This is a genomic window from Massilia soli, assembly GCF_016809835.1.
GTDB classification, from domain to species: Bacteria; Pseudomonadota; Gammaproteobacteria; order Burkholderiales; family Burkholderiaceae_D; genus Telluria_A; species Telluria_A soli.
Genome location: NZ_JAFBIL020000002.1, coordinates 329,513 through 355,664 on the forward strand (window position 1 = coordinate 329,513; position 26,152 = coordinate 355,664).

Sequence of the window (26,152 nt, forward strand, 5' to 3'; positions counted from 1 at the left end):
CGGCCGGTCGCCGTCAGGCGCCTGGCCGGCTATCGCCGCGCCGGCTTGAAGTCCCGTGGCTGCCGCGTATACTGGAACGGCCAGATGACTTATCGCAGGAGGTTGCCATGGGACGCAAATTCATCGACTGCCGTGAGGTTCCGAGCGAGTCTCATTGTTCCGTCACGATCGCAGCGGACAGCGAAAACGAACTGCTCGACGCGGCCGTCCAGCACGCGGTCGCCGTGCACGGGCACCAGGACAGCCCGGAGTTACGCGGGCAGCTCAAGCAAGCAATGCACGAAGGAGCGCCGACGGCCTAGCCGCCGGCCGCGGGGCGGCCATCGCCCCGCTCAAGGCCCGCAGCCGCTACGCTGCATCGGGAAATCAATCGCCTTCGGTGTGCCGTTCAGCGTGCCTTCAATGCGCGCTGTGAGGTTGGCGTCGCCGTCGCGGCGGTAAATCACGCGCTGCGGAAAGTCGTGTGCCCGATTCTCGAACACCACGTGGTTGCCGCTCAGTTCAAGCGCGGCGAAGCTGGCCGTCGGCTGCCCGGACGGCATTGCGATGAACGCCAGCTTGCCAGGCTCGCTGTCGCGGATCTGCAGGAACTCATGCGCCACCGTTTTGCCGCCCTTGACGGTGCGGCTCATGCCGAGCATTGTGCCGCCGGCCGGCGCCATCCAATGTTCGCCCGATCCCGCTTCGGCGCCGGCGGCGCGCCAGCATCCCTGCAGCCAGCCAAGCTGCGCCAGCGTACCGGGCCCGGCCTGCGCGGCGCCGATGGCGCAGGTGAGCACGCCGGCGATCAGCGCGCGCATCACAGCACGCACAGCTTGTCGGCGGCTTCGCGCAGCGAGGCGCGGAAGTCCGGGTGCGCGATCGCGATCATCGCCTGCGCGCGCTGCTTGGCAGATTTGCCGCGCAGCTGGGCCACGCCGTATTCGGTCACCACATAGTTGACGTCGTTCTTGCTGGTGGTCGCGTGGGTGCCTGCGGCCAGCACCGGCACGATGCGCGAAATGGTGTTGTCCTTCGCCGTCGACGGCAGCACGATGAACGATTTGCCGCCGCGCGAACGGTTCGCCGCGCGCACGAAGTCGACCTGGCCGCCGGTGCCCGAATAGGGCAGGTGGGCGATGCTCTCGGAGCCGCACTGGCCCAGCAGGTCGACCTGCAGGCTGGCGTTGATCGAGATCAGGTTATCGTTCTGGCCGGCGATGTACGGATCGTTGGTGAAGTTCGACGGGTGCATCTCGATCATCGGGTTGTGGTGCATGAACCGGTACAGCTTCTGCGAGCCGAGCGCGAAGGTCGCCACCATCTTCCCCGGCATGAAGGTCTTGCGCCGGTTGGTCACCGCGCCCGCCTCGATCAAGGTCAGGATGCCGTCGCCCAGCATTTCCGTGTGAATGCCCAGGTCATGCTTGTGCGTCAGCTGCATGACCACCGCGTCCGGAATGCCGCCATAGCCGATCTGCAGGGTCGAGCCGTCGTCGATCATGTCGGCCACATATTTGCCGATTGCTTCCTGCACCTGGCCGATCTTCGGCAGGCCCACTTCGAGGATCGCGTCGTTGCTCTCTACAATTGCCGTCACCTGCGCGATGTGGACGTGGCACTGGCCGTGCGCGAACGGCACGCCGGGGTTCACTTCCAGGACCACGGCGCGCGCCCTGGCGATCGCCGCCATCGTGTAGTCGGTGCCGAGGCTGAGCGCGAAGAAGCCCTGCTCGTTCATCGGCGAGGCCATCGCGAAGACCACGTCGGACGGCATCAGGCCGCGTTCGATCAGTACCGGGATCTCGGAAAAATAGTTGGGGATGAAGTCGCACCAGCCGCCCTGGCCGGCGCTGCGCGAGGCGCCTCCGAAGAACAGCGCGGCATGCCGCACGTGGTGTGACGTTTCTTGGTCAAAATATCCGAACTTGCGCATCGCCAGGATCTGCGCGACCTTGACGTCGTGAAAGCTTGTGCGCCGGGCCGACAGCGCCGTGAGCAGGGCGGGCGGTTCGCCGACGCCGGTGGGTACGACGATCATGTCGCCATCGCGAACATGCTCCAGTGCATCTTCCGCGCTGCAGATTTTTGCGGCGTATTGCTGTTGTGGTGTTTGCATTGCTGTCTCCTGTGCGCCCATGCTATCGCGGCAAGCTGACCGCGCGCTGACTTGGCCCGAATGTTACGGTGTGTATCGACGGTCGTGCGCGCCCTCCGCATGGGCAATAATGACAGCATACCGATCAGGCAGCCGGAGCGCACCATGAGATTCGCGAGATTCGTCACCATCCTGTCAGTGGTACTGGCAACGGCCAGCACTGGCGCGGCCGGGCAGGACAAGGAACCGGCGCAAGCGCCGGCCAAAGCGTCCGCGGCCAAAGCGTCCGAGGCGCTGCCGCTCAAACCCGACCCGTCGACACTCAAAAAGCCGCTGGTCAAGCGCCGCGCCGTGCATCAGCGCATCGATGGGATGCCCACGCCGCCGCCCATCGTCACGGAGGGCTACCGGCCGACCCTGACCCCGCGCGGCCCGATCGTCTCCGGCCAGCCCATGCCGGCGTTGCCGCCGCCAGCCCCGCCGATGCCGTCGCAAGTGAACAGCTGCGATGGCGGCGGCTGCACCGACACCGGCGGCGCCCGCTACACCGGCGGGGTAGGCAACACGGTGCTCGACCAGAACGGGCGCAACTGCACGCGCAGCGGCACCACCGTGCAATGCTTTTAATGGCAGTTTTTCGGTCGACCCGGTAAAAAGTTCGCTACAATCCTGTAGGTTGACGTTTACGTAAACGTTAAAAGAACTTTTCTGAGGAAACCATGCAAATCCAAGACAATGTCTTCATCGTTACCGGCGGCGCGTCGGGCCTGGGCGCTGCGACCGCGCGCATGATCACCGAAGCGGGCGGCAAGGTTGTCATCGCCGACGTGCAGGTCGACGCGGGCACCGCGCTGGCCACCGAATTGAACGGCCAGTTCGTCAAGTGCGACGTCACTTCCGAGGCCGACGGCCAGGCCGCCGTTGCCGCTGCCACCGCGATGGGCACGCTGCGCGGCCTGATCAACTGCGCCGGCGTCGCGCCGGCGGTCAAGACCGTCGGCAAGGACGGCCCGCACCCGCTCGACGTGTTCCAGCGTACCGTCAACATCAACCTGGTCGGCACCTTCAACATGGCGCGCCTGGCCGCCGACGCAATGTCGAAGACCGAAGGCCTTGACTCCGGCGAGCGCGGCGTCATCATCAACACCGCCTCGGTGGCGGCGTTCGACGGCCAGATGGGCCAGTGCGCCTACGGCGCATCGAAGGCGGCGGTGGCCGGCATGACGCTGCCGATGGCGCGCGACCTGGCGCGCAACGGCGTGCGCGTGATGACCATCGCACCGGGCATCTTCGAGACCCCGATGCTGATGGGCATGCCGGAAGAAGTGCGCGAGTCGCTCGGCAAGATGGTGCCGTTCCCGCCGCGCCTCGGCCGTGCGGTCGAATACGCGCACCTGGCCAAGGCCATCATCGAAAACACCATGCTCAACGGCGAGACGATCCGCCTGGACGGTGCGATCCGGATGCAGCCGAAGTAATTGATGTAGCATTGCAAGAGTATCGGGCGCGCGGCCTTGGTCGCGCGCCTTTTTTTATTCCGGAGGAGAGTTCATGGTCAAGTTGAAGATGCTGGCGCTCGCTGCGCTGTTGGCAGGCGCGTTCGCGCAGGCAGAGGTGCTTGCGCAGGACGCCGCGCAAGCCGCGCCGGAAGTGGGCATCAACTACACCGACAAGGCTGGCTGGGCGTCGAAGAAGTTCATGGTCGCCGCGGCCAACCCGCTGGCCGTCGAAGCCGGCTACACCATCCTCAAGCAGGGCGGTTCGGCGATCGACGCCGCCATCGCCACCCAGCTGGTGCTGACCCTGGTCGAGCCGCAGTCGTCGGGCATCGGCGGCGGCGCCTTCCTGGTGCATTACGACGGCAAGGACGTGCAGGCCTTCGATGGCCGCGAGACCGCGCCTGCCAAGGCGACCGAGACCCTGTTCCAGAAGCCCGACGGCACCCCGGTCTCGCGCACCGAGGGTGTGGTGGGCGGCCGCTCGGTGGGCGCGCCGGGCCTGCTGCGCATGCTCGAGATGGCGCACAAGCAGCACGGCAAGCTGCCCTGGAAGACGCTGTTCGCGCCGGCGATCGGATTGTCCGAGCGCGGCTTCCCGGTCAGCGAGCGCCTCAACGGCATGCTGCTGTGGGACAAGCATATCCGCAAGGACCCGGTGGCCGCGGCCTACTTCTACGACCAGGCCGGCAAGCCATGGCCGGTCGGCCACCTGCTGAAGAATCCCGCGCTGGCCGATACGCTGCGCGCGATTGCCGCCGGCGGCGCCGACGCTTTCTACCGGGGCTACATCGCGCGCGACATCGCCGCCAAGGTGGCCGCGCATCCGACCAATCCCGGCCTCCTGAGCGCTGCCGACATCGCCGGCTACCAAGCCAGGCTGCGCACCCCGGTGTGCAATGACTACCGCAGCTTCACGGTGTGCGGCATGCCGCCGCCGTCGTCGGGCGGCATCGCGGTGGCGCAGATGCTCGGCATCCTCGAGACCAGGGACATGCGCGCGCTGGCCCCGGTCGACGGCAAGGTCGGCGCCGACGCGGTGCACCTGTTCTCGGAAGCCGGACGCCTGGCCTACGCCGACCGCAACCGCTACGCGGCCGACACCGACTTCGTCCCGCTGCCAGGGCGCGGCATCCCGAGCCTGCTCGACAAGACCTACCTGGCGCAGCGCGCCGCGCTGATCGGCGAGAAGTCTATCGGCGTGGCCAAGGCCGGCAAGCCGCCGGGCATGGATGTCGCCTGGGGTACCGACAATGCGATCGAAACCCCGTCGACCTCGCACCTGGTGGTCATGGACAGCAGCGGCGCGGGCCTGGCGATGACGACGACGATCGAAGACGCCTTCGGTTCGCGCCAGATGGTGCGCGGCTTCCTGCTCAATAACCAGCTGACCGACTTCTCGTTCGATTCGAAGGACGCCGACGGTCCGGTGGCCAACCGGGTCGAGCCGGGCAAGCGTCCGCGCAGCGCGATGTCGCCCACCATCGTGTTCGACAAGAAGACCAGGAAGCTGGTGCTGGCGGTCGGTTCGCCCGGCGGCCCGGCCATCATCAACTACGTCGCCAAGGTGCTGGTCGGCACGCTGGACTGGGGCCTGAACGTGCAGCAGGCCATCAGCCTGCCGAACTTCGGCAGCCGCAACGGCCCGACCGAGCTGGAAGCGGGGCGCTTTTCACCCGCCGTGCATGACGCGCTCAAGGCGCGCGGCCACCAGATCCGCAGCTACGACATGAACTCGGGGCTGCACGGCATCCAGCGCCTGACGATCCACGGCCAGCAGTTCTGGTTCGGCGGCGCCGATCCGCGCCGCGAAGGCGTTGCCAAGGGCGACTAAGTGTCCACTTGGCGGCAACTTTTGCTACCGCTTGGAGGACATTGCCTGCTAACCTTGCTGTATGGGATTAAATCAAAAAACCGGGCTGATTCTCACCGGCGGCGGCGCACGCGCCGCCTACCAGGTCGGCGTGCTGCAGGCGATATCGCGCATCTTGTGGGAGGCCGGCTGGCCGCCTGCGCGCTCGCCCTTCGACATCATCTGCGGCACCTCGGCCGGCGCGATGAACGCCACCGCGCTGGCCTGCCGCGCCGATAACTTCGGCGAGGGCGTGCAAAAGCTGCTCGACGTGTGGGAGAACATCGCCGTCGAACAGGTCTACCGCGCCGACTCGATCGGCGTGCTGCGCTCGGGCGCGCGCTGGCTGTCGCTGCTGTCGTTCGGCTGGCTGCTGCGCAAATGGCGCGCCGCGCCGCCGGCTTCGCTGCTCGACAACACGCCGCTGGTCGGCCTGCTGCACCGCATGCTCGACCTGCCGCGCCTCGACGCCGCCTTGTCCGAAGGCCTGCTGCATGCGCTGGCCGTGACGGCCTCGTCATACACCGCCGGCAACCACCTGACCTTCTACCAGTCCGCCAGCCAGATCGCGCCGTGGGTGCGCATGCAGCGCATCGCGCTGCAGGACCAGATCGGCGTCGAGCACCTGCTGGCGTCGGCGGCGATCCCGTTCATCTTCCCGGCGGTGCCGCTGTTCGTCGATGGCCGCCATGAATACTGCGGCGATGGCTCGATGCGCCAGCTGGCGCCGATCTCGCCGGCGATCCACCTCGGCGCGACCAAGGTGCTGGTGGTCGGCGCCGGGCGCCTGGCCGAGCCGCGCCACAACGGCCCGGCCAACCCCGGTTACCCGAGCCTGGCGCAGATCGCCGGCCACGCGATGTCCTCGATCTTCCTCGACAGCCTGGCGGTCGATATCGAGCGCCTGAACCGCATCAACCTGACCTTGTCGCTGCTGCCGGGCGAGTACCGCGACATGACGCCGCTAAAGCCAGTCGACCTGCTGGTGATCGCGCCGTCCGAACGGCTCGACGATATCGCCAGCCGCCACATCGGCAGCCTGCCCAAGCCGGTGCGCACGCTGCTGTCGGGGATCGGCGCCACCGAGGCGCGCGGTTCGGCGCTGGCGTCCTACCTGCTGTTCGAAGCGAGCTATACGCGCGAGCTGATCGCGCTGGGGCGAACCGACACCGAGCAGCGCAAGGACGACGTCCTGGCCTTCTTCGCCTCATGAGGCGTGACATGACGCGCACCGCCAGGCAATGGCTGGCGGCACTGGCGCTGTTCGGCTTACTGGTCGCCAGCAGCCAGGCGGTCGCGCCGGCGCGCTCGCTGCGCTTCGAGCACCTCAGCGTGGCGCACGGCCTGGCCCAGGAGTCGGTGCTGGCGATCGTGCAGGACCGCGCCGGCTTCATGTGGTTCGGCAGCCAGGCCGGCCTGTCGCGCTTCGACGGCTACAGCGTGGTGGTCTACCGCCACGAGCTCGATAATCCCGGCAGCCTGGTCAACAACTGGATCCGCGTGCTGCATGTCGATGAGCGCGGCGACCTGTGGATCGGCACCGACGGCGGCATCGATCGCTTCGATCCGGCCACCAATACCTTCACCCACTACTTCCCGCAGGAGACGGTCAGGCGCGGCAATGGCAACCGGCATATCCGCGCGATCGCCGACGACGGCGAGGGCGGCCTGTGGGTCGCGACCAGCGACGGCCTGCAGCATCTCGATCCGGCCACCGGCAAGTTCACGGTGTGGCACAACGTGCCTGGCGACCTGTCCAGCCTCGCCGACGACCAGGTCAACGCGCTGGCGGTCGACGCCAGCGGCCAGCTGTGGGTCGGCACGGCGACCGGCCTTGACAGCCTGGCGCCCGGCGCGCGCACTTTCGTGCACCACCCGGTCGGCGACGGCGACCTGCGCTTCAACGCGGTGCAGGCGCTGGTCGTCGACGCCCAGCAGACCTTGTGGATCGCCAGCATGGGCGGCCTCGAACGCAGCGCGGCCGCCGTGCGCGCCCACGGCGAGCCGCTGGTGCGGCGCCGGCTCGGCGCGGCCGCTGGCCTGAGGGCAGGCATGATCGCCAGCCTGTACGAGGACGCCGACGGCAGCATCTGGGTGGGCAGCTACGCCGATGGCCTGTACCGCTGGGACCCGCGCGCGCGCCGCTTCCAGGCCCACCGCCATCTCGCGGGCGACGCCCACAGCGTGGCCGACAACCGCATATCGGCGCTGTACCGCGACCGCCTCGGCACGCTGTGGGTCGGTACTTGGTTCGCCGGCGTCAGCCGGGTCGACCTGAACAGCGGCGGCTTCTCGCGCATCATGCGCCAGCCCGACGCCGCCGGCGCGCTGTCCGGCAACAAGGTGCGCGCGATCGCCGACGACGGCGCAGGCAAGCTGTGGTTCGGCACCAACAGCGGCTTGAATCACTACGATCCGCTGACCGGCATGGCGCGCGTCTACCGGCACGACCCGGACAACCCCAACAGCCTGGCCGACATGGGTGTCGGCGCGCTGGCGCGCGACCGCGGCGGCGCCTTGTGGGCCGGAGGCGACGCCGGGCTGACGCGCTTCGACCCGGCCACCGGCCGCTTCACCCGCACCTCGCTGGGCGACCCGGAAAGCGACAAGGTACGCGGCATGCTGGCCGACCGGGGCGGCAGCATCTGGGTGGCCACGCGCGGCGGCCTGCACCGGGTCGACCCGGCCACGCGCAAGGTCGCCAGCTACCGCCATGAACCGGGCGACCCGGGTTCGCTGGCCGACGACGTGGTGCGCCCGCTGCTCGAAGACCGCGCCGGCCGTTTCTGGGTCGGCACCTTCGACGGGCTGGACCTGATGGACCGCAAGAGCGGCACCTTCCGCCACTTCCGCCATGCGGCCGACGATCCCGCCAGCCTGTCGCATGACGAAATCCACTACCTGCTGGAAGACAGCAAAGGCACCATCTGGGTCGGCACCGCGGGCGGCCTGAACCGCATGCACATCGACGCGCGCGGCAAGGTCAGCTTCCGGCGCTACACCGTCCGCGACGGCATGTCCGACGATGCCGTCGCCGCGATCCTTGAAGACGGCGAAGGCTTCCTGTGGGTCAGCACCAATACCGGCATCTCGCGGCTTGAACCGCGCACCGGCAAGTGGCGCAACTACAGCGCCAGCGACGGCACCATCGAGGGCGCTTACTTCGACGGGTCGGCCCTGCGTGCGCCCGACGGCACCTTGTACTTCGGCGGCTTCAATGGCGTTACCGCCTTCAACCCGGCCGCGATTACCGACAACCGCATCCCGCCGCGCGCCGTGGTGACCGGGCTGCAGATCTTCAACCAGCCGGTGGATCAGGCGCGCCCCGGCCTGGTCAAGGGACCGGTCGAGCGCCTGCGCGCGCTCACGCTCGATGCCTCCGACTCGGTGTTCTCGCTGGAGTTCGCGGCGCTCCATTACGCCGCGCCGCAGCGCAACCGCTTCGCCTACCAGCTGGAGGGCTTCGACCGCGAGTGGGTCGATACCAGCGCCGGGCGCCGCTTCGCCACCTACACCAACCTCGATCCGGGCACCTACACCTTCCGCGTCAAGGCCGCCAACAAGGACGGCGTGTGGGGCGTGCCCGGCGAGCCGCTGGTCATCACGATCCTGCCGCCGGTGTGGAAGACCTGGTGGTTCCGCACCCTGGCCACCCTGATGCTGCTGGGATGCGCGTGGCTGGCCTACCGCGGGCGGCTGTCCGGCTTGCGGCGCCAGAAGGCGCTGCTCGAACGCCAGGTCAGCGCGCGCACCGAGGAGATCGAACAGCAGAACCGGCTGCTGGAACAGCAGAAGCGCGAACTGGAAGCCGAGCGTCTCGAGGCCGAGCGCCAGCGCGCCGAGGCCGAGCGCCGCCGCGCGGACGCCGAGCGCCAGAAAGAAGAGGTCCAGCGCCAGAAGGAAAACGTCGAACAGGCGCACCGCGACATCTCGGTGCTGTCCGAGCGGCTCAGCCTTGCCAAGCGCCGGGCTGAAGAAGCGACGCGCCAGAAGTCGGAATTCCTGGCCAACATGAGCCACGAGATGCGCACCCCGCTGGCCGGCGTGATCGGCATGCTGGGCTTCGCGCTGCGCGACCAGAAGCTGCAGCCGGCCACCCGCGAGCAGGTCGGGCGCGGCCAGGCCAATGCCCGCTCGCTGCTGGCGATCATCAACGACCTGCTCGACTTCTCCAAGATCGAGGCCGGCAAGCTGGCGCTCGAACACATCGATTTCAGCCTCGAGAACAAGATCGACACCGTCGCCAGCCTGTTCGAGGAGCAGGCGGCGGCGCAGGGGGTCGAGTTCATCATCGAACTGGGCGACGACCTGCCGCGCTTTGTCGCCGGCGACCCGACCCGCTTGCGCCAGGTGCTGGTGAACCTGGTCGGCAACGCCTTCAAGTTCACCAGGCAGGGCAGGGTGACCTTGCGCGTCGAGCGCGCCGCCGGCGATGCGCCGTCCAGCGTCAACATGATCCGCTTCTCGGTGCAGGACACCGGCATCGGCATCGCACCGGAAGCGCTGGCGCGCCTGTTCCAGAAGTTCGAACAGGCCGACAGCACCACCACGCGGCGCTACGGCGGCACCGGCCTTGGCCTGGCGATCTGCCGCGAGCTGGTGCTGCTGATGGGCGGCACCGTGACCGCCGAGAGCGTCGAGGGCGCCGGCAGCACCTTCAGCTTCGTGCTGCCGCTGGCCCCGGGCCGCAAGCCCGAACAGGCGCCGCAAGTGCCGCTGGCGCCGCATTCGCACCGCCTGACGGTGCTGTGCGCGGAAGACTTCCCGACCAACCAGATCATCATCCGCACCATGCTCGAAGACCTTGGCCACTACGCCGACGTGGTGGGCAACGGCGCGCTGGCGGCGGCGGCCTGCGCGCGCACCGACTACGACCTGATCCTGATGGATGGCCGCATGCCGGAACTCGATGGCGCCAGCGCCACCCGGCTGATCCGCGCCGGCGGCCCGGCCGGCGCGCCGGTGCGCGATCCCGGCCTGATGATCGTCGCGCTGACCGCCAACGCCAGCGAAGAAGACCGGGCGCGCTACCTGGCCGCCGGCATGGACGACTTCCTGACCAAGCCGATCGACGAAGCGGCGCTGCACGCCCAGCTGGGCCAGGCGGTGGTGCGCCAGCTGGCGCGCGGCGTCGCACTGGCGCCGATGCCGCCTCAGGGACCGAGCACCAGCGAACTCGATGCGATGTTCGGCGTGCAGACCGGGGCGCGGCCGGCCGCAGCGCCGGGCGCGGGCGAGGACGCATTGCAGCGGCGTATCCGCGCCGCATTCGCCGCCGATGTGCCGGCGCGCCGCGCCGAGCTGGATGCTGCCATCGCGGCACGCGACCAGGAAGCGGCGGCGCGCCTGCTGCACGGCATCAAAGGCAGCGCCGCCCACCTGCATGAAAGCGCGCTGCAGGCGCTGTGCGGCGAACTCGAAGCGGCCGCCGACGCCGGCCACTGGGACTTGATCGATACCGCGCGTGCGCCGCTGTACGCGCTGCTGGACGGCTTTGCCGCCGCCCGCATGAATACTGGAGATGCTGCATGAAGGTGATGGTGGTCGACGACGACGTGGTCTCGCGCATGGTGCTGATGCACCTGGTGGACAGTTGCGGCAGGTATCAGATCAGCGAGGCCGCCGACGGCCAGGACGCGTGGGAGCAGCTGCAGGCGGGGCTGCGGCCGGCGCTCCTGTTCTGCGACCTGCGCATGCCGCGCGTGTCCGGACTGGAGCTGTTGGAACGGGTGCGCGCCGACCACGCCTTCAGCGCGATGCCGTTCATCCTGGTGACCTCCAGCACCGACAGCGCGACCCTCGACCAGGCCAGCGCGCTGGGCGTCTCGGGCCTGATCGTCAAGCCGTTCCAGGCCGGCCAGGTGAAGGTGCACCTGGCGGCATTTTCCGAGGCGCCCGAAGGCTGGGTGCACCGCGCCGAGCCGCCGGCCGCGACCATCGCGCGGCTGCGCATCGACGCGCGCCGCCTGCTGGCCTACCTGGGCGGGTTCCAGGCCCAGCTCACCGCCGCCAGCGGCGAGATCGACGCCATGGCCGCGCGCGGCGAAGCGGAGGCGGCGCGCGAGCGCATCGAGCGCCTGCGCAAGGGCTGCGCCACGCTCGGCCTGGCCGGCGCCGCCGACGCGTTCGACGCGCTCGGAGCGGGCGGGCAGGAAGGCGACCAGGTGCATGCGGTCTTGCTCGAGGCGCTGCGTTCGGTGCTGGCCCAGACGGCCCTCGCGCAGCCGCTTCTGGCAGGACATTGACGCAGATCAAAAAGGGCTTGCCGGGGGAATAGTTTAGGATTAAAGTTTCCGCAACTTACCTCCACGACGGCGTGACCATGGCAAAGCTGAACGCAGCAGAACTGACTCCATCCGGCTACACCGATGGGTTCGCCCGAGCGCACCTGCCGCCGACCGACCAGTGGCCGGCCTTTTTGTTCGACCTGCCCGGGCTGGATTATCCCGAGCGCCTGAACTGCGTGACCGAACTGCTGGACGGCGCCATCGCGCGCGGCGAGGGCGAGCGCATCGCCGTCATCGGCGAACACGAGACCCTGACCTACGCGCAGCTGCAGGCGCGGGTCGACAGCTTCGCCCACGTGCTGCGCGACGACCTGGGGCTGGCGACCGGAAACCGGGTGCTGCTGCGCGGCGCGAACAACCCGGCGATGGCCGCCGCCGTGCTGGCGGTGTTCAAGGCCGGCTGCATCGCGGTGCCCACCATGCCGCTGCTGCGCGCACGCGAGCTGGCCACCATCATCGGCAAGGCGAAGGTCGACGCGGTGCTGTGCGCGGCCGCGCTGCGCGAGGAAATCGACGCGGCGCTCGAGACCGGCGACAGCGGCGGCGTCGCGCATGGCGCGCTGTTCTTCAACGATCCTGGCAATGCGCGTTCGCTGGAAGCGCTGGCGGCGCGCCACCAGGCGCCGTTCGCGGCTGCCGACAGCGCCGCCGATGACGTCTGCCTGATCAGCTTCACCTCGGGCACCACCGGCATTCCGAAGGGGACCATGCACTTCCACCGCGACGTGCTGGCGATCTGCGACTGCTTCCCGCGCCATACGCTCGGCGCGCGGCGCGACGACATTTTCATCGGCACGCCGCCGCTGGCGTTTACCTTCGGGCTCGGCGGTTTGCTGCTGTTCCCGCTGCGGGTCGGCGCGGCCGGTGTCCTGCTTGAGAAGCTCACGCCCGACACCCTGCTTGCGAATATCGAAAAATACCGCGCGACGGTGTGCTTCACGGCGCCGACGTTCTACCGCCAGATGGCGGCGCTGGCCGCCGCGTACGATCTGTCGAGCCTGCGCGAAACCGTCTCGGCCGGCGAAGCGCTGCCGCTGCCCACGCGCGAGGCGTGGCAGGCGGCAACCGGGCTGGCAATGATCGACGGGATCGGCGCCACCGAGCTGCTGCACATCTTCATTTCGGCCGCCGGCGCCGACATCCGCCCCGGCGCCACCGGCAAGCCGGTGCCCGGCTACCAGGCCTGCGTGCTCGACGCCAGCGGCAAGCCGGCGGCGCCCGGCCAGGTCGGGCGGCTGGCGGTCAAGGGCCCGACCGGCTGCCGCTACCTAGCCGACGAACGCCAGCTCGCCTACGTCGTCGACGGCTGGAACCTGACCGGCGATGCCTACGAGATGGACGCCGACGGCTACTTCTACTACCGCTCGCGCACCGACGACATGATCATCTCGGCCGGCTACAACATCGCCGGCGCCGAGGTCGAAGACGTGCTGCTGCGCCATCCGGCGGTGGCCGAATGCGGCGTGGTCGGCTGCCCGGACCAGGAGCGCGGGCAGGTGGTCGAGGCGCACGTGGTGCTCAAGCCGGGCTTCGAGGCGACGCCCGAGATGGCGCTGGCGCTGCAGAACTTCGTCAAGGCCGACATCGCGCCGTACAAATATCCGCGCTCGGTGAAGTTTGCCGACAAGCTGCCGCGCACCGAGACCGGCAAGCTGCAGCGCTTCAAGCTGCGCCACCCATAAGCTGCTCCCATCACCAGCGAGGACGCGATGCGCGACCAGGAAGACCAGCAGGACGACGGCCACCCGGACCTGGCCAGCCGCCTGACCGACGAGCACCACCAGTCGCTCAAGCTATGGCTGCGCATGCTGTCATGCACGGTGCGCATCGAGAACGAGATCCGCAGCCGCCTGCGCGCCAGCTTCAACATCACGCTGCCGCGCTTCGACCTGATGGCGCAGCTCGAGCGTCACCCCGACGGCCTGCGCATGGGCGAACTGTCCAGGCGCATGATGGTCACCGGCGGCAACGTCACCGGCATCACCGACCAGCTCGAGCGCGAGCAGCTGGTGATGCGGGTGCCGCACCAGACCGACCGGCGCGGCTACAGCGTCAAGCTGACCGAGGAGGGGCGGCGCGCGTTTGCCGAAATGGCGATCGTGCACGAGGAATGGATCGCGTCGATGCTGAAGGACATGTCTGGCGCGGAAAAGGCGCAGATGATCGAACTGCTGGCGCAAATGAAGCAGCGGCTGGACGGAATCGGGCAGGGCGACACGTAGTGCGACGCGGTGCGCCGGGTAGGGCGGAAGAGCGCAGCGTCATCCGCCGAATGGGCGTCGGCGCGACGCGCCCTTCGAGCCGCTGCCGCTAGCGCAGGCGCTTGAGGATCTCCGACAGCCGGTAGGGCTTGGAAACGAACGCGAATTCGTCGATGTCGCCCTGCTGCTGGCGCAGCGCCGGCATCGGATAGCCCGAGGCCAGCACGATGCGCGCGTTCGGATAATCGCGCCGCACGATGCGCGCCAGCTCGATCCCTGACATGTGCGGCATCATCACGTCGCTGAACACCACGTCGACATCGACATTGCGTTCGAGCAGGGCCAGCGCGTCCCTGCCGTTGTTGGCCACCAGCACGTCGTAACCGAGGCTGTCGAATAGCGTCGCCGCCAGCTGCGCCAGGTCCGGCTCGTCCTCGACGATCAGCACTTTCTCGCGGCCATCGGCATTCGGCGGGCAATCACCATCGGGCTCGTCGCTGGCAAGCAGCAGGATGCGGAAGGTGGCGCCCTGGCCGGGGGTGCTCTCGACGGCGATGTCGCCGCCGGACTGGACAATGAATCCATGCACCTGGGCCAGGCCCAGCCCGGTGCCCTTGCCGATCGCCTTGGTGGTGAAGAACGGTTCGAACACCCGCGTTGCCACGTCGGCAGACATGCCGGTGCCGGTGTCGCTGACGGTGACTTCGACGTAGGCGCCGGGCGCCAGCCGTGCGTGGCCGTCAAGCACCACGTTGCGGGTCTGCACCAGCAGCCGCCCGCCGTCCGGCATCGCGTCGCGCGCGTTGACCACCAGGTTGAGGATCGCCGTTTCAAAGCGCGCCTCATCGATGCAGGTGGTGCGCAGGTCGCTCGCCAGCGCCATCTCGAACACCACCGAGGAGTGGACCGCGCGCCGCAGCACGCCTTCAAAGCCCTCGATCAGGCGGTTGACGTTGTAGGTGGCCGGCGCCAGCGGCTGCTGGCGCGCGAACGCCAGCAACTGCTGGGTCAGCGAGGCGCCGCGCTCGATCGCGCGGTTCATGCTGTCGAGCACCCGCGCGTCGATCGCGTGGGCCTGGACCTTGATGATCTCGAGGCCGCTGGAGACCACCGACAACAGGTTGTTGAAATCGTGCGCGATGCCGCCGGTGAGCTGGCCGATCGCTTCCATCTTCTGCGACTGGAACAGCGCGGCGCGGGTCTGCTCGAGCGACTGCGCGGCCTGGCGCTGCTCGGTGACGTCGCGGGTGATCTTGGCAAAACCGAGCAGGGTGCCGCTGTCGTCGCGGATCGGGTCGACCACGACATGGGCCCAGAAGCGCGAGCCGTCCTTGCGCACGCGCCAGCCTTCGGACTCGTATTTGCCGTCGCGCTCGGCGGTGGCGAGCGCCTTTTGCGGCATGCCATCCTGCCGGTCCGGCTCGGTATAGAAGCGGGAGAAATGCGAGCCGACCACCTCGCTGGCGCGGTAACCTTTGATGCGTTCGGCGCCGGCGTTCCAGTTCGACACCTCGCCGCCGGGCGACAGCATATAGATCGCGTAGTCGACCACGCCCTGAACCAGCAGGCGGAAATGCTGTTCGCTGGCGTGCAGGGCGTCGCGCGCAGCTTTCTTATCGGTGATGTCGCGGGTGATCTTGGCAAAGCCGAGCAGTTCGACGCCGTCGAACACCGGGTCGATGACGACGCTGGCCCAGAACCGCGAACCGTCCTTGCGCACGCGCCAGCCTTCGCACTCGAACTTGCCTTCATGGCGCGCGGTCAGCAGCGCGGCGGCGGGGACGCCCCGGGCCTGGTCTTCCGGCGTGTGGAAGCGCGAGAAATGCTGGCCGACGATCTCATCGGCCAGGTAGCCCTTGAAGCGCTCGGCGCCGGCGTTCCAGGAACTGACCCGGCCTTCGGCGTCGAGCAGGTAAATGGCGTAATCGCGGATGCCCGAGAGCAGCAAACGCTGGCGCTCGTCGAGGGTCAGGGAAGGGATTTGGTTCGTCATTGTCCGCTTATGGTCGTCATGCGATGCAGCCGGCTCCGGACAGGGCGGGAACCAGCCTTGGACGAAATTGACAACAATTTCCGTTGGTAACTATTTAGCAATTATATAGCGAAACTGCCGGTTGGCGCGCCCGTCCGGCGCAGCGGTGCCGGGCGCCGGCCAACAAGGCCCGGCTCGCTTGTGCGCGGCGCGTGGCAGGGGCATCATAGGGCGCATCGCGATCATCAGCGCTGGCCGCCATGGAACCATCTTCCCTTGCTGAGTTCATCCGCAACCACACCGCGGCGATCGTCGACGAGTGGGTGGCGTTCGCGCGCGAGCTGGCGTCGGCGCAGAGTTTCACCGACGAGGTGCTGCGCGACCACATTCTCGGCATCCTCGCCGCCATCGAGGCCGACCTGTTGCAGCCGCAGACCGGCGAACAGCAGGCGCTCAAGGCCAGGGGCCGGGCGCCGCGTGCGCGCCAGGCCAGCGAGGCCGAGCAGCACGGCTCGGCGCGCTTGCTGGAAGGCGTGACGGTGCATGACGCGATGGCGGAGTTCCGCGCGCTGCGCGCCAGCATCCTGCGGCTGTGGACCGAGTCGGCGGCCACCCGCAGCGGCGCCGCCTTCAGCGACCTGGTGCGCTTTAACGAGGCGATCGACCAGGCCCTGAGCGAATCGCTGGTCGGTTTCTCCGAGGACAAGGAGCGCAGTACGCGGCTGTTTGAAACCCTGCTGTCCTCGTCGCCTGACCTGAGTTTCATCCTCGACCGCGAGGCGCGCCTGATTTATGCGAACGCGGCCGTCGCCAGCCTGTACGGCATGGCGCCGAGCGCGCTGCGCGGCAAGCGCTTCGGCGAGTGCGCCGGCGCCGACCAGGCCGCGCTGAACGACGACGTGCGCCAGGCGGTGCTGGACAAGGGCACGCGCCGCGGCGAACTGACGATCGCCCGCGCGGCCCAGCGCGTGACCTACGAATACCTGCTGGTGCCGGTGCTGGACACGCACGGCGAGGTCGAGGCGGTGGCCGGCACGGCGCGCGATGTGACCGAGCGCATCGCCAGCGAAGCGGAAAGCAAGCGCCGCGCCCATTTCGACCAGCTGACCCGGCTGCCCAACCGCAGCCTGTTCTTCGACCGGCTCGAGCAAGAGATCAAGCGCTCGGCCCGGATCGGCCTGCCGTTCGCGCTGCTGTTCATCGACCTGGACGGCTTCAAGGACGTCAACGACCTGCACGGGCATGACGCGGGCGACGCCCTGCTGTGCGAGGCGGCCGCGCGGATCGGCGCGTGCATCCGCGACTCCGATACCGTGGCGCGCCTGGGCGGCGACGAGTTCACGGTCCTGATCACCGAGGTGCGCCACATGCAGCACGTCGACATCCTCGCCGGCCACATCCTCGATGAACTGCGCCGGCCGTTTGCGATCGCCGGCAAGGAGGTCGCCATTTCGGGCAGCATCGGCATCGCCGTGTTTCCGCAGGACGCCGCCAACGCGGCAGAGCTGATCCGGCGCGCCGACCAGGCCATGTACCAGGTCAAGAACGGCGGGCGCGGCCACTTCGCGTTCTTTACCGCCGCGATGCGCGAGAGCGCGCAGGCGCGCATGGCCATGCTCGGCGAGTTGCGCACCGCGCTGGCGCGCCATCAGCTGCGGGTGTACTTCCAGCCGATCGTCGCGCTGGCCGACAACGCGATCGTCGGCGCCGAGGCGCAGCTGCGCTGGCAGCATCCGTCGGGCCGGCTGATCGCGGCGGCCGACTTTGTCGACCTGGCCGAGGAAGCCGGGCTGGCCGGCGAGATCGACGAGTGGGTGCTGAACGAGGCGCTGGCGGCGGCGCGCGGCTGGCCGCAGCGCGGCGCGGCGCCGATTTTTGTCAGTGTCAACAAGTCGGCATCGGGCCTGGCCGGGAAACCGGCCGACGGCCACTGGCAAGCCGTCATCGAGCGGCTGGCCGCAGCCGCCGTGCCGGTGACGCTGGAACTGCGCGAGGCGGTCTTGCTGAGCGATGCGCCGGGCGCCCGTCGTAAGCTGGAACAGCTGGCGCGCGCGGGCGTGCGGGTGTGCGTCGACGATTTCGGCGCCGGCTGTGCATCGGTCACCGGCCTGACCAGGATCGCGCTCGACAGCCTGAAGCTCGACCCGGCGCTGGTGCGCGGCGCCGATGGCGCCAAGGCCGCAATGGTCAGGGCGATCATCGCCATGGCGCATGCGCTGGGGCTGCGGGTGATCGCGGCAGGGGTCGAAACGCATGAGCAGAAGGCCGTGCTGGCCGCGGCGGGCTGCGACTATGCCCAGGGCAGGCTGTTTTCAGGCGCGCTGGATGGGGCGCGCTTCGCCGGCATGTTGCATGCCGCGCATTGACTGGTCCCCCCGACTGGAATCGAACCAGTATCCCACGCTTAGGAGGCATGTGCACTATCCATTGTGCTACGGGGAGGACGCTCTGGATTCGGCGATCGGCGCCGCGCTGGCGTTGCCGGTGTCGTGAATCGAGCGCAATTATAGCCGAGGACGGGCGACAAATAGAATGGCTGGCCCGATCTATCGGTACAATGCGTGTTTCTTTCATTTCGGCCGTGCATTCCCAGCATGGCCTCGTACCGGTAAATTAGTCATGGCTGTCATCTCCCTCTCGTCGGCGCAACTTGCGTTCGGCCACGTCGCGCTGCTCGATCACGCGGAATTTTCCCTTGAAACCACGGAGCGCGTGGGTCTGATCGGCCGTAACGGCACCGGCAAGTCCTCGCTGCTGAAAGTCATCTCGGGCAAGTTCAAGCTCGACGATGGCCTGCTGGTGATGCAGCAAGGCATCAAAATCGCCTATGTCGAGCAGGAACCGACGTTCGACCCGGCCATGTCGGTGTTCGACGCGGTGGCCGCCGGCATGGGCGAGCAGGCCGCCCTGCTGGCCGAATACGAACAGCTGACCGGCCAGTTCGGCCAGGGCGACGACGAGGCGCTGATGGACCGCATGCACGACCTCCAGGTCAAGCTCGACGCGACCGATGGCTGGAGCATGCAGAACAAGGTCGACACCACGCTCGACCGCCTGAACCTGGCCGGCGCCTCGCTGATGGGCACCTTGTCGGGCGGTATGCAAAAGCGCGTGGCGCTGGCGGTGGCGCTGGTGTCGGCGCCCGACGTGCTGCTGCTCGACGAGCCGACCAACCACCTCGACTTCAAGTCCATCATGTGGCTCGAAGGGCTGCTGCGCGACTTCAAGGGCTCGGTGCTGTTCATCACCCACGACCGCAGCTTCCTCGACAACGTCGCCACCCGCATCATCGAACTGGACCGCGGCAAGCTGCTGTCGTACCCGGGCAATTTCTCGGCCTACCAGACCCGCAAGGCCGAACAGCTGGAGATCGAAGAGGTTGAAGCGGCCAAGTTCGACAAGTTCCTTGCGCAGGAAGAAGTATGGATCCGCAAGGGCGTCAAGGCGCGCCGGGTGCGTGACGAAGGGCGCGTGCGCCGCCTCGAAGCGCTGCGCCTGCAGCGCGCGGCGCGCCGCGAACAGCAGGGCCAGGTCACGCTGGCCGTCACCGCCGGCGACCGCTCGGGCAAGATCGTGGCCGAGCTGGAAAACGTCAACAAGCGCTACGGCGACAAGGTCATCGTCAGCGACTTCAGCGGCACCATCCTGCGCGGCGACAAGGTCGGCCTGATCGGCGCCAACGGCGCCGGCAAGACCACCTTGCTGAAGATGATCCTGGGCGAAGAGGCGGCCGACAGCGGCAAGGTCAAGCTCGGCACCAAGCTGCAGGTGGCGTACTTCGACCAGATGCGCGCCCAGCTCAACGAGGAAGCGAACCTGATGGAAACCATCGCGCCGGGCAGCGACTGGGTCGAGATCAACGGCGCCAAGAAGCATGTGATGAGCTACCTGAACGACTTCCTGTTCGCGCCGGAACGCGCGCGCTCGCCGGTCAAGTCGCTGTCCGGCGGCGAACGCAACCGCCTGCTGCTGGCGCGCCTGTTCGCCAAGCCGGCCAACTGCCTGGTGCTCGATGAACCGACCAACGACCTCGACATCGATACCCTGGAGCTGCTGGAAGAATTGCTGGAAGACTATACCGGCACCGTGTTCCTGGTCAGCCACGACCGCACCTTCCTCGACAACGTGGTCACCCAGGTGATCGTCGCCGAAGGCGAGGGCCGCTGGCGCGAGTTCGTCGGCGGCTACACCGACTGGGAGCGCGTGAAGGAAAAGATGCCGGCGCCGGCGACGGCCAAGGCGGCCGTCAAGCCAGCGGCGGCGGCCGGCACGGTTGAGGCGCCAGTTGCGAAAAAAGTAAAGTTGAGCTACAAGGAACAGCGCGAGCTGGAAGAGCTGCCGCTGCTGATCGCCAGCCTCGAGGACGAGCAGAGCCAGATCACCTTGCAGCTGAACGCACCGGACTTCTACAAGACCAATCCGGCCGACGCGCGCCGCATCAACGCGCGCTTCGCCGAAATCGACGCGCAGCTGCTGGTGGCGCTCGAGCGCTGGGAGGAGATCGAGGCGCGCACCAATGGGTAACGGCTTGTAACCCGGCACGAGGGAGCGCCATGCAAGAGAAAGACCAGACGCCGCCGGTGTCCGCCGCCGCCCCGGACGGCGGGCCCGCCGACGACGTGCCGATGTTCAGCCGCGCCGCCTGGGCGCGCATCCTGCCGTTCCTCACCTATATCGGTTTCATCCTGGTCGTCGACCTGCTCGGCCGTTTCGGCTGGAATGCGCACGACTTGAGATGGGTCTACGCCGTCAAAATCAGCGCCGTCATGCTGATGCTGTTCCTGTTCCGCCGCCACTACACCGAATTGCGCCATGCCAAGCTGGGTCGTGGCGCCGCCGTCGCCGCCTTGATTACCGGCGTGGCGGTGCTGGTGCTGTGGGTGAGCCTGAATGCCGACTGGATGCTGATCGGATCGCCCGACGGTTTCAACCCGACCACCGATGGCCGGGTCGACTGGATGATGGTGGCGGTGCGCGTCTTTGGCGCGGCGCTGGTGGTGCCGGTGATGGAAGAATTATTCTGGCGCTCGTTCCTGATGCGCTGGATCGATGACGCGGATTTTGAGAAGGTCGAACCCGCGGCAGTGAGCCTGAAAGCGTTTGTTGTCACAACTTTATTGTTCGGCTTTGAACACAATCTCTGGCTGGCCGGAATCGTCGCGGGCGTCGCGTTCAGTGCCTTGTATATTCGACATCGCACCTTGTGGTCGCCGATCCTGGCCCATGCTTTAACCAATGGCCTGCTGGGCGTTTGGATCGTCTATACCGGTAACTGGACTTATTGGTAATAGGTAATCCGAGGGTTCGGCGGCACAACCATCGACACATGGCCGCTATGCTGAATCCTTTCAAGACTTGCCTGGGCGCCGGTGCGCCCCGCGCCTGCCGGATCGCCTTGCTGATCGGCGCCGTCTGCAGCATCCCCGCCGCCTCCGCGGCCCCCGGCGACGAGGGTCTCGACGTGATGGCCGGGCTGGGCTACTTTCATGACGATAACCTGTTCCGCCTGCCGGACGGGCAGCCCGGCTTCGAGGGCCGGCGCAGCGATTCGGCACGCCAGGCCCATGCCGGGCTGGTCTTCAACAAGACCTACGGCCGCCAGAACATTGTCGCGCAGGCCAAGATCACCAAGGTCGAATTCGACCACTTCGACCAGCTCGACTACGATGGCAAGGACCTGCAGGCGCGCTGGAACTGGCAGCTGGGCAATCGCTTCGACGGCGTGCTGGGCGCCCACTACCTGCAGACGCTGGCGCCGTACACCGACTTCCGCAGCAACGAGCGCAACCTGCGCGAGCACCGCCGCCAGTTTTTCGATGGCGCCTGGCGCTTCCATCCGAGCTGGCGCGCGCGTACCGCCGCCTCGCATGACACGTACCAGTACGAGCTGCTGGCGCAGCGCTTCAACAACCGCGCCGAGGATGCGGTCGAAGTGGGCGCCGACTACCTGCCACGCAGCGGCAGCACGGTCGGCCTGGTGGCGCGCAGGATCAAGGGCGAATACGACAACCGCCGCGTGTTCGGCGGGCTGGCGCTGGACGAGCGTTTCACGCAGGACGAGCTGAAGGCGCGCATCCACTGGATCGCCAGCGGCAGCAGCACGGTGCAGGTGCTGGCCGGCCACGCCAGGCGAACATACAGGGCGCGCTCCGAGCGCGACGCCAGCGGCTTCAACGGCCGCATCACGGCCAGCCACCAGCCGCGCGGCAAGATGCGCTACACGGCGGCGGCATGGCGCGAGTTCTCGGCGGTCGAGAGCAATGTCATCAGCTACAGCCTGAACCGCGGCGCCAGCATCGGCGCCACCTGGGACGCGCGCGCCAAGGTCCGGGTCGAGGCCAACGCCAGCTACGAACAGCGCGCCTACAACGCGCGCGTGCCGCTGAGCGGCGCGCAAGACCTGGACGACTCGCTCAAGCAAGCTTCGCTGGCGGCCACCTGGACCCCGCGCCGCAGCCTCGCGCTCACCGCTGCGCTGGCGCACCAGCGGCGCAGCGGCTCGCCGTTCCTCGGCCTCGGCAAGTTCAAGGCGAACACCGTGTCGCTGGTCGCCAACGCCCAGTTCTGAGCATGACCGTCAATGACATCCCGCTGATCTCTTTCTTCCAGCGGGTCCTCGACCCGCTGATCATCATGGGCACGCTGTACGCCGCGACGCTGCTGTACCGGGAGCCGTTCAATGGCTACTCGCTGGTGCTGATGGTGCTGGCGTTCTTTATTTCATCGGCCGTGTACCAGCATGTCGACCCGTACAAGCCGTGGCGGCGCGGGCGCATCGGCGCGTATGTGCGCGATACCGTGCTCGGCTGGGTGGTGACGATCGGCGTGCTGCTGTTCCTCGGCTCGGCCAGCGGACTGTCGTATTATTTTGAAGAGCGCGTCATCCTCGCCTGGTTCGTCGCCACGCCGCTGATCCTGCTGGCCAGCCACCTGGCGGTGCGGCGCTCGTCGATCGGGCCGGGCAGGAAGGGCGGGGTGCGCTCGGTGGTGGTGGTGGGCGCCAATAGCACCGGGCTCAAGTTTGCCGGCAACTGCGCGCGCCAGCCCAACCTGTTCATGGAAGTGCGCGGTTTTTTCGACGACCGCGCCAGCGATCGCCATCCGGAGGCCTTGCGCCATCCGATGCTGGGCAAGATGGAGGACATCGCCGCTTACGTGCGGCGCCACAACATCAAGATGATTTTCATCAGCCAGCCGATTTCGGCGCAGCCGCGCATCCGCACGCTGTTCGCCGAGCTGCAGGACACCACCGCCTCGGTCTATTTCCTGCCGGACGTGTATGTGTTCGACCTGATGCAGGCGCGCTTCGACAATGTCGGCGGGATGCCGGTGGTGGCAATTTGCGAGAGCCCGTTCATGGGCGTCAACAGCATGGTCAAGCGCACCAGCGACATCGTGTTCGGCAGCGCCATCTTGCTGTTGCTGCTGCCCCTGATGGCGCTGATCGCCGCCGCCGTCAAGCTCAGCTCGAAGGGGCCAGTGATTTTTCGCCAGCGCCGCTACGGCTTGTACGGTGAAGAAATCATCGTCTACAAGTTCCGCTCGATGACGGTGACCGACGACGGCGGTACCATCGTGCAGGCGCGCAAAAACGACGCGCGGCTCACGCCGATCGGCGCATTCCTGCGCCGCAGTTCCCTCGACGAGCTGCCGCAGTTCGTCAACGTGCTGCAGGGACGCATGAGCATCGTCGGGCCGCGCCCGCACGCGGTGGCGCACAACGAGCTGTACCGCAAACTGATCAAGGGCTACATGCTGCGCCACAAGGTCAAGCCGGGCATCACCGGCTGGGCCCAGGTCAACGGCATGCGCGGCGAAACCGAGGTGCTCGAAAAGATGGAGGCGCGCATCCAGTACGACCTCGACTACCTGCGCAGCTGGTCGCTGTGGCTGGACCTGTGGATCATCCTGAAGACGGTCAAGGTGGTGCTGACGCGCGAGAACGCGCACTGATCAATGCAGCAAAAGTTCCATCAACCGGCGCATCCTTTTACCCTGCTTAAGCCGTCGCCGCTCGATTGGCGGCGCGGTTGAATTTGGTTTTCCAGCCGTTAGAATGTCCTGAAAATTGCCATGTTTTCAATAACGCCCGAACGGCGTAGCATGTTGTCATCACGGCAGACAAGAAGGGGTGGGATCATCATGAAAAAAGCGCTGATTACCGGGGTCACCGGCCAGGACGGTTCCTACCTCGCCGAGCTGCTGCTGGCCAAGGGCTACGAGGTGCACGGCATCAAGCGCCGCTCGTCGCTGTTCAATACCGACCGCATCGACCATATCTACCAGGACCCGCACGCGCCGAACCCCCACTTCTTCCTGCATTACGGCGACCTCTCCGATACCTCCAACCTGACCCGCATCCTGCACGAGGTGCAGCCGGACGAGGTCTACAACCTGGGCGCCATGAGTCATGTGGCGGTGTCGTTCGAGTCGCCCGAGTACACCGCCGACGTCGACGGCATCGGCACCCTGCGCCTGCTCGAGGCGATCCGGTTCCTGAAGATGGAAAAGACCACCCGCTTCTACCAGGCCTCGACCTCCGAGCTGTACGGGCTGGTGCAGGAAACCCCGCAGCGCGAGGGCACCCCGTTCTACCCGCGCAGCCCGTATGCGGTGGCCAAGCTGTACGCCTACTGGATCACCGTCAATTACCGCGAGGCGTACGGCATGTATGCCTGCAACGGCATCCTGTTCAACCACGAATCGCCGCGCCGCGGCGAAACCTTCGTCACCCGCAAGATCACCCGCGCGCTGGCCAATATCGCGCTCGGGCTGGAGCCGAAGCTATTCCTTGGTAACATGGACGCGCTGCGCGACTGGGGCCATGCGCGCGACTACGTCGAAATGCAGTGGCTGATGCTGCAGCAAGACCAGCCGGAAGACTTCGTCATCGCGACCGGGCGCCAGTATTCGGTGCGCCACTTCGTCGAGGTGGCCGCGCGCGAGCTCGGCATCGACATCGCATGGCACGGCCATGGCAGCGGCGAAACCGGCACCATCGCGGCCATCCGCGGCGAGCGCGCCAGGGGCGCCCGGGTCGGCCAGACCATCGTCGCGATCGACCCGCAGTATTTCCGTCCGACCGAGGTCGAGACCTTGCTGGGCGACCCGAGCCGGGCGCGCGACAAGCTCGGCTGGGTGCCGCGCATCACGTTTGAAGAAATGGTGCAGGAGATGGTGGCGCATGACCTCGACAAGGCGCGCCGCCATGCCCTGCTGAAGTCGCATGGATATAACGTAGCAATTTCTCTGGAGTGAGTTTTGAATATCGAGCAACCACGCATTTTCGTCGCCGGCCATAACGGCCTGGTCGGTTCGGCCATCGTCCGCGTCCTTCGGGGCCAGGGCTTGAGCAACATCGTCACGCGCAGCCATAAGGAGCTGGAGCTGACCGACCAGGCCCAGGTCCGCGCATTCTTCCGCAGCGAGAAAATCGACCAGGTCTACCTGGCCGCGGCCAAGGTCGGCGGCATCCATGCCAACAATACCTATCCGGCGGAATTTATTTACGACAACATGATGGTGCAGGCGAATGTGGTCCATGAAGCCTGGAAGAGCGGCGTTGGGAAATTGCTGTTCCTTGGTTCGTCGTGCATCTATCCGCGCATGGCCGAGCAGCCGATCCGCGAAGAGTACCTGATGAGCGGAGCGCTGGAGCCGACCAACGAGCCGTATGCGATGGCCAAGATCGCCGGCATCAAACTGTGCGAAAGCTACAACCGCCAATACGGCACCGATTACCGCAGCGTGATGCCGACCAACCTGTACGGCCCGGGCGACAACTACCACCCGGAAAACAGCCACGTGATTCCGGCGCTGATCCGGCGCTTCCACGAGGCCAAGGTGGGTAATGCGGCCGAAGTGGTGATCTGGGGCAGCGGCCGGCCGATGCGCGAGTTCCTCTACGTCGACGACATGGCCGCGGCCAGCGTGTACGTGATGCAGCTCGACCGCGAGACCTACGGCAACAACACCGATCCAATGCATTCGCACATCAACGTCGGCACCGGCCAGGACGTCACCATCGCCGAGCTGGCCAGGCTGGTGGGCAAGGTGGTCGGTTATGGCGGCAACATCGTGTTCGACGCGAGCAAACCCGACGGCACGCCGCGCAAGCTGCTGGACGTCTCGAAGCTGCGCACGCTCGGCTGGACCGCGCGTACCACGCTTGCCGACGGCCTCGACAGCGCCTACCGCGCTTTCCTGGAAACCCAGCCGGCGCGGTGATGTCTGAGTGAAGAAGGGGGGGCTGAGCGGGTCTTCCCGA

The 26,152-nt window shown here is 67.4% G+C and carries 19 protein-coding genes and 1 tRNA gene; 16 read left to right on the forward strand and 4 right to left on the reverse strand.

Annotated elements, in window-relative coordinates; translation table 11 throughout:
* The first annotated feature begins 107 nt into the window (after positions 1–107).
* Positions 108–302 (forward strand): DUF1059 domain-containing protein, encoded by a 195-nt coding sequence (locus tag I4X03_RS05970; RefSeq protein ID WP_223467106.1) that lies wholly within the window; start codon positions 108–110, stop codon positions 300–302.
* 30 nt (positions 303–332) lie between these two features.
* Here I4X03_RS05970 and I4X03_RS05975 read toward each other — a convergent pair whose 3' ends face one another.
* Both I4X03_RS05975 and I4X03_RS05980 read right to left on the reverse strand, forming a co-directional pair.
* Complete coding sequence (locus I4X03_RS05975; RefSeq protein WP_223467107.1) at positions 333–812, reverse strand: DUF6265 family protein; 480 nt, start codon at positions 810–812, stop codon at positions 333–335.
* Positions 800–2,098: an acetyl-CoA hydrolase/transferase family protein gene (locus I4X03_RS05980; RefSeq protein ID WP_223467109.1), complete on the reverse strand. Its 1,299-nt coding sequence runs from the start codon at positions 2,096–2,098 to the stop codon at positions 800–802. Before I4X03_RS05980 ends, I4X03_RS05975 begins: the two co-directional genes overlap by 13 nt.
* Before the next feature lie 144 nt (positions 2,099–2,242).
* On the opposite strand from I4X03_RS05980, the gene I4X03_RS05985 reads away from it, so the two are divergent.
* The 8 genes from I4X03_RS05985 (at position 2,243) to I4X03_RS06020 (ending at position 13,934) form a co-directional block, all read left to right on the forward strand.
* Positions 2,243–2,704 carry a hypothetical protein gene (locus I4X03_RS05985; RefSeq protein ID WP_223467111.1) on the forward strand — a complete coding sequence of 154 codons (462 nt, stop codon included), beginning with the start codon at positions 2,243–2,245 and terminating at the stop codon, positions 2,702–2,704.
* Between the two features lie 92 nt (positions 2,705–2,796).
* Positions 2,797–3,555 (forward strand): 3-hydroxyacyl-CoA dehydrogenase, encoded by a 759-nt coding sequence (locus I4X03_RS05990; protein WP_223467113.1) that lies wholly within the window; start codon positions 2,797–2,799, stop codon positions 3,553–3,555.
* A gap of 73 nt (positions 3,556–3,628) precedes the next feature.
* Complete coding sequence (ggt, locus tag I4X03_RS05995; RefSeq protein ID WP_223467115.1) at positions 3,629–5,407, forward strand: gamma-glutamyltransferase; 1,779 nt, start codon at positions 3,629–3,631, stop codon at positions 5,405–5,407.
* Positions 5,408–5,468: 61 nt separating this feature from the next.
* Positions 5,469–6,638, forward strand: a complete 1,170-nt coding sequence (locus tag I4X03_RS06000; RefSeq protein ID WP_223467117.1) for a patatin-like phospholipase family protein — start codon at positions 5,469–5,471, stop codon at positions 6,636–6,638.
* Between the two features lie 8 nt (positions 6,639–6,646).
* Entirely contained in the window at positions 6,647–10,957 is a 4,311-nt protein-coding gene (locus I4X03_RS06005) for a hybrid sensor histidine kinase/response regulator (protein ID WP_223467118.1), read from the forward strand.
* Complete coding sequence (locus I4X03_RS06010; RefSeq protein ID WP_223467119.1) at positions 10,954–11,670, forward strand: response regulator; 717 nt, start codon at positions 10,954–10,956, stop codon at positions 11,668–11,670. The genes I4X03_RS06005 and I4X03_RS06010 overlap by 4 nt, the downstream gene beginning before the upstream one ends.
* 77 nt (positions 11,671–11,747) lie before the next feature.
* Positions 11,748–13,394: an AMP-binding protein gene (locus tag I4X03_RS06015; RefSeq protein ID WP_223467120.1), complete on the forward strand. Its 1,647-nt coding sequence runs from the start codon at positions 11,748–11,750 to the stop codon at positions 13,392–13,394.
* Positions 13,395–13,421: 27 nt separating this feature from the next.
* Positions 13,422–13,934, forward strand: coding sequence for a MarR family winged helix-turn-helix transcriptional regulator (locus I4X03_RS06020; protein WP_223467121.1), 513 nt, complete (start codon positions 13,422–13,424; stop codon positions 13,932–13,934).
* Between the two features lie 88 nt (positions 13,935–14,022).
* Here I4X03_RS06020 and I4X03_RS06025 read toward each other — a convergent pair whose 3' ends face one another.
* Positions 14,023–15,906: a hybrid sensor histidine kinase/response regulator gene (locus I4X03_RS06025; protein ID WP_223467123.1), complete on the reverse strand. Its 1,884-nt coding sequence runs from the start codon at positions 15,904–15,906 to the stop codon at positions 14,023–14,025.
* A 239-nt stretch (positions 15,907–16,145) separates the two neighbouring features.
* Between I4X03_RS06025 and I4X03_RS06030 the strand changes: the two genes are divergently transcribed.
* The gene (locus I4X03_RS06030) at positions 16,146–18,251 is read left to right on the forward strand and encodes a putative bifunctional diguanylate cyclase/phosphodiesterase (protein WP_223467126.1); all 2,106 of its coding nucleotides are present in this window, start codon (positions 16,146–16,148) and stop codon (positions 18,249–18,251) included.
* A gap of 1 nt (position 18,252) precedes the next feature.
* Here I4X03_RS06030 and I4X03_RS06035 read toward each other — a convergent pair.
* Positions 18,253–18,327, reverse strand: a tRNA-Arg gene (locus I4X03_RS06035).
* Between the two features lie 177 nt (positions 18,328–18,504).
* Between I4X03_RS06035 and I4X03_RS06040 the strand changes: the two genes are divergently transcribed.
* From I4X03_RS06040 to fcl, 6 genes are all read left to right on the forward strand, one after another.
* A complete protein-coding gene (locus I4X03_RS06040; RefSeq protein WP_223467127.1) occupies positions 18,505–20,409 on the forward strand; it encodes an ATP-binding cassette domain-containing protein in 1,905 nt (634 codons plus the stop codon).
* A 29-nt stretch (positions 20,410–20,438) separates the two neighbouring features.
* The gene (locus tag I4X03_RS06045) at positions 20,439–21,173 is read left to right on the forward strand and encodes a CAAX prenyl protease-related protein (protein ID WP_223467128.1); all 735 of its coding nucleotides are present in this window, start codon (positions 20,439–20,441) and stop codon (positions 21,171–21,173) included.
* A 38-nt stretch (positions 21,174–21,211) separates the two neighbouring features.
* Positions 21,212–22,453, forward strand: coding sequence for an XrtB/PEP-CTERM-associated polysaccharide biosynthesis outer membrane protein EpsL (epsL, locus tag I4X03_RS06050; protein WP_223467129.1), 1,242 nt, complete (start codon positions 21,212–21,214; stop codon positions 22,451–22,453).
* Positions 22,454–22,455: 2 nt separating this feature from the next.
* Positions 22,456–23,838, forward strand: a complete 1,383-nt coding sequence (locus I4X03_RS06055) for an undecaprenyl-phosphate glucose phosphotransferase (RefSeq protein ID WP_223467130.1) — start codon at positions 22,456–22,458, stop codon at positions 23,836–23,838.
* A 189-nt stretch (positions 23,839–24,027) separates the two neighbouring features.
* The gene (gmd, locus tag I4X03_RS06060; protein WP_223467131.1) at positions 24,028–25,143 is read left to right on the forward strand and encodes a GDP-mannose 4,6-dehydratase; all 1,116 of its coding nucleotides are present in this window, start codon (positions 24,028–24,030) and stop codon (positions 25,141–25,143) included.
* A gap of 3 nt (positions 25,144–25,146) precedes the next feature.
* Positions 25,147–26,112 carry a GDP-L-fucose synthase gene (fcl, locus tag I4X03_RS06065; protein WP_229428084.1) on the forward strand — a complete coding sequence of 322 codons (966 nt, stop codon included), beginning with the start codon at positions 25,147–25,149 and terminating at the stop codon, positions 26,110–26,112.
* Positions 26,113–26,152 lie beyond the last annotated feature (40 nt).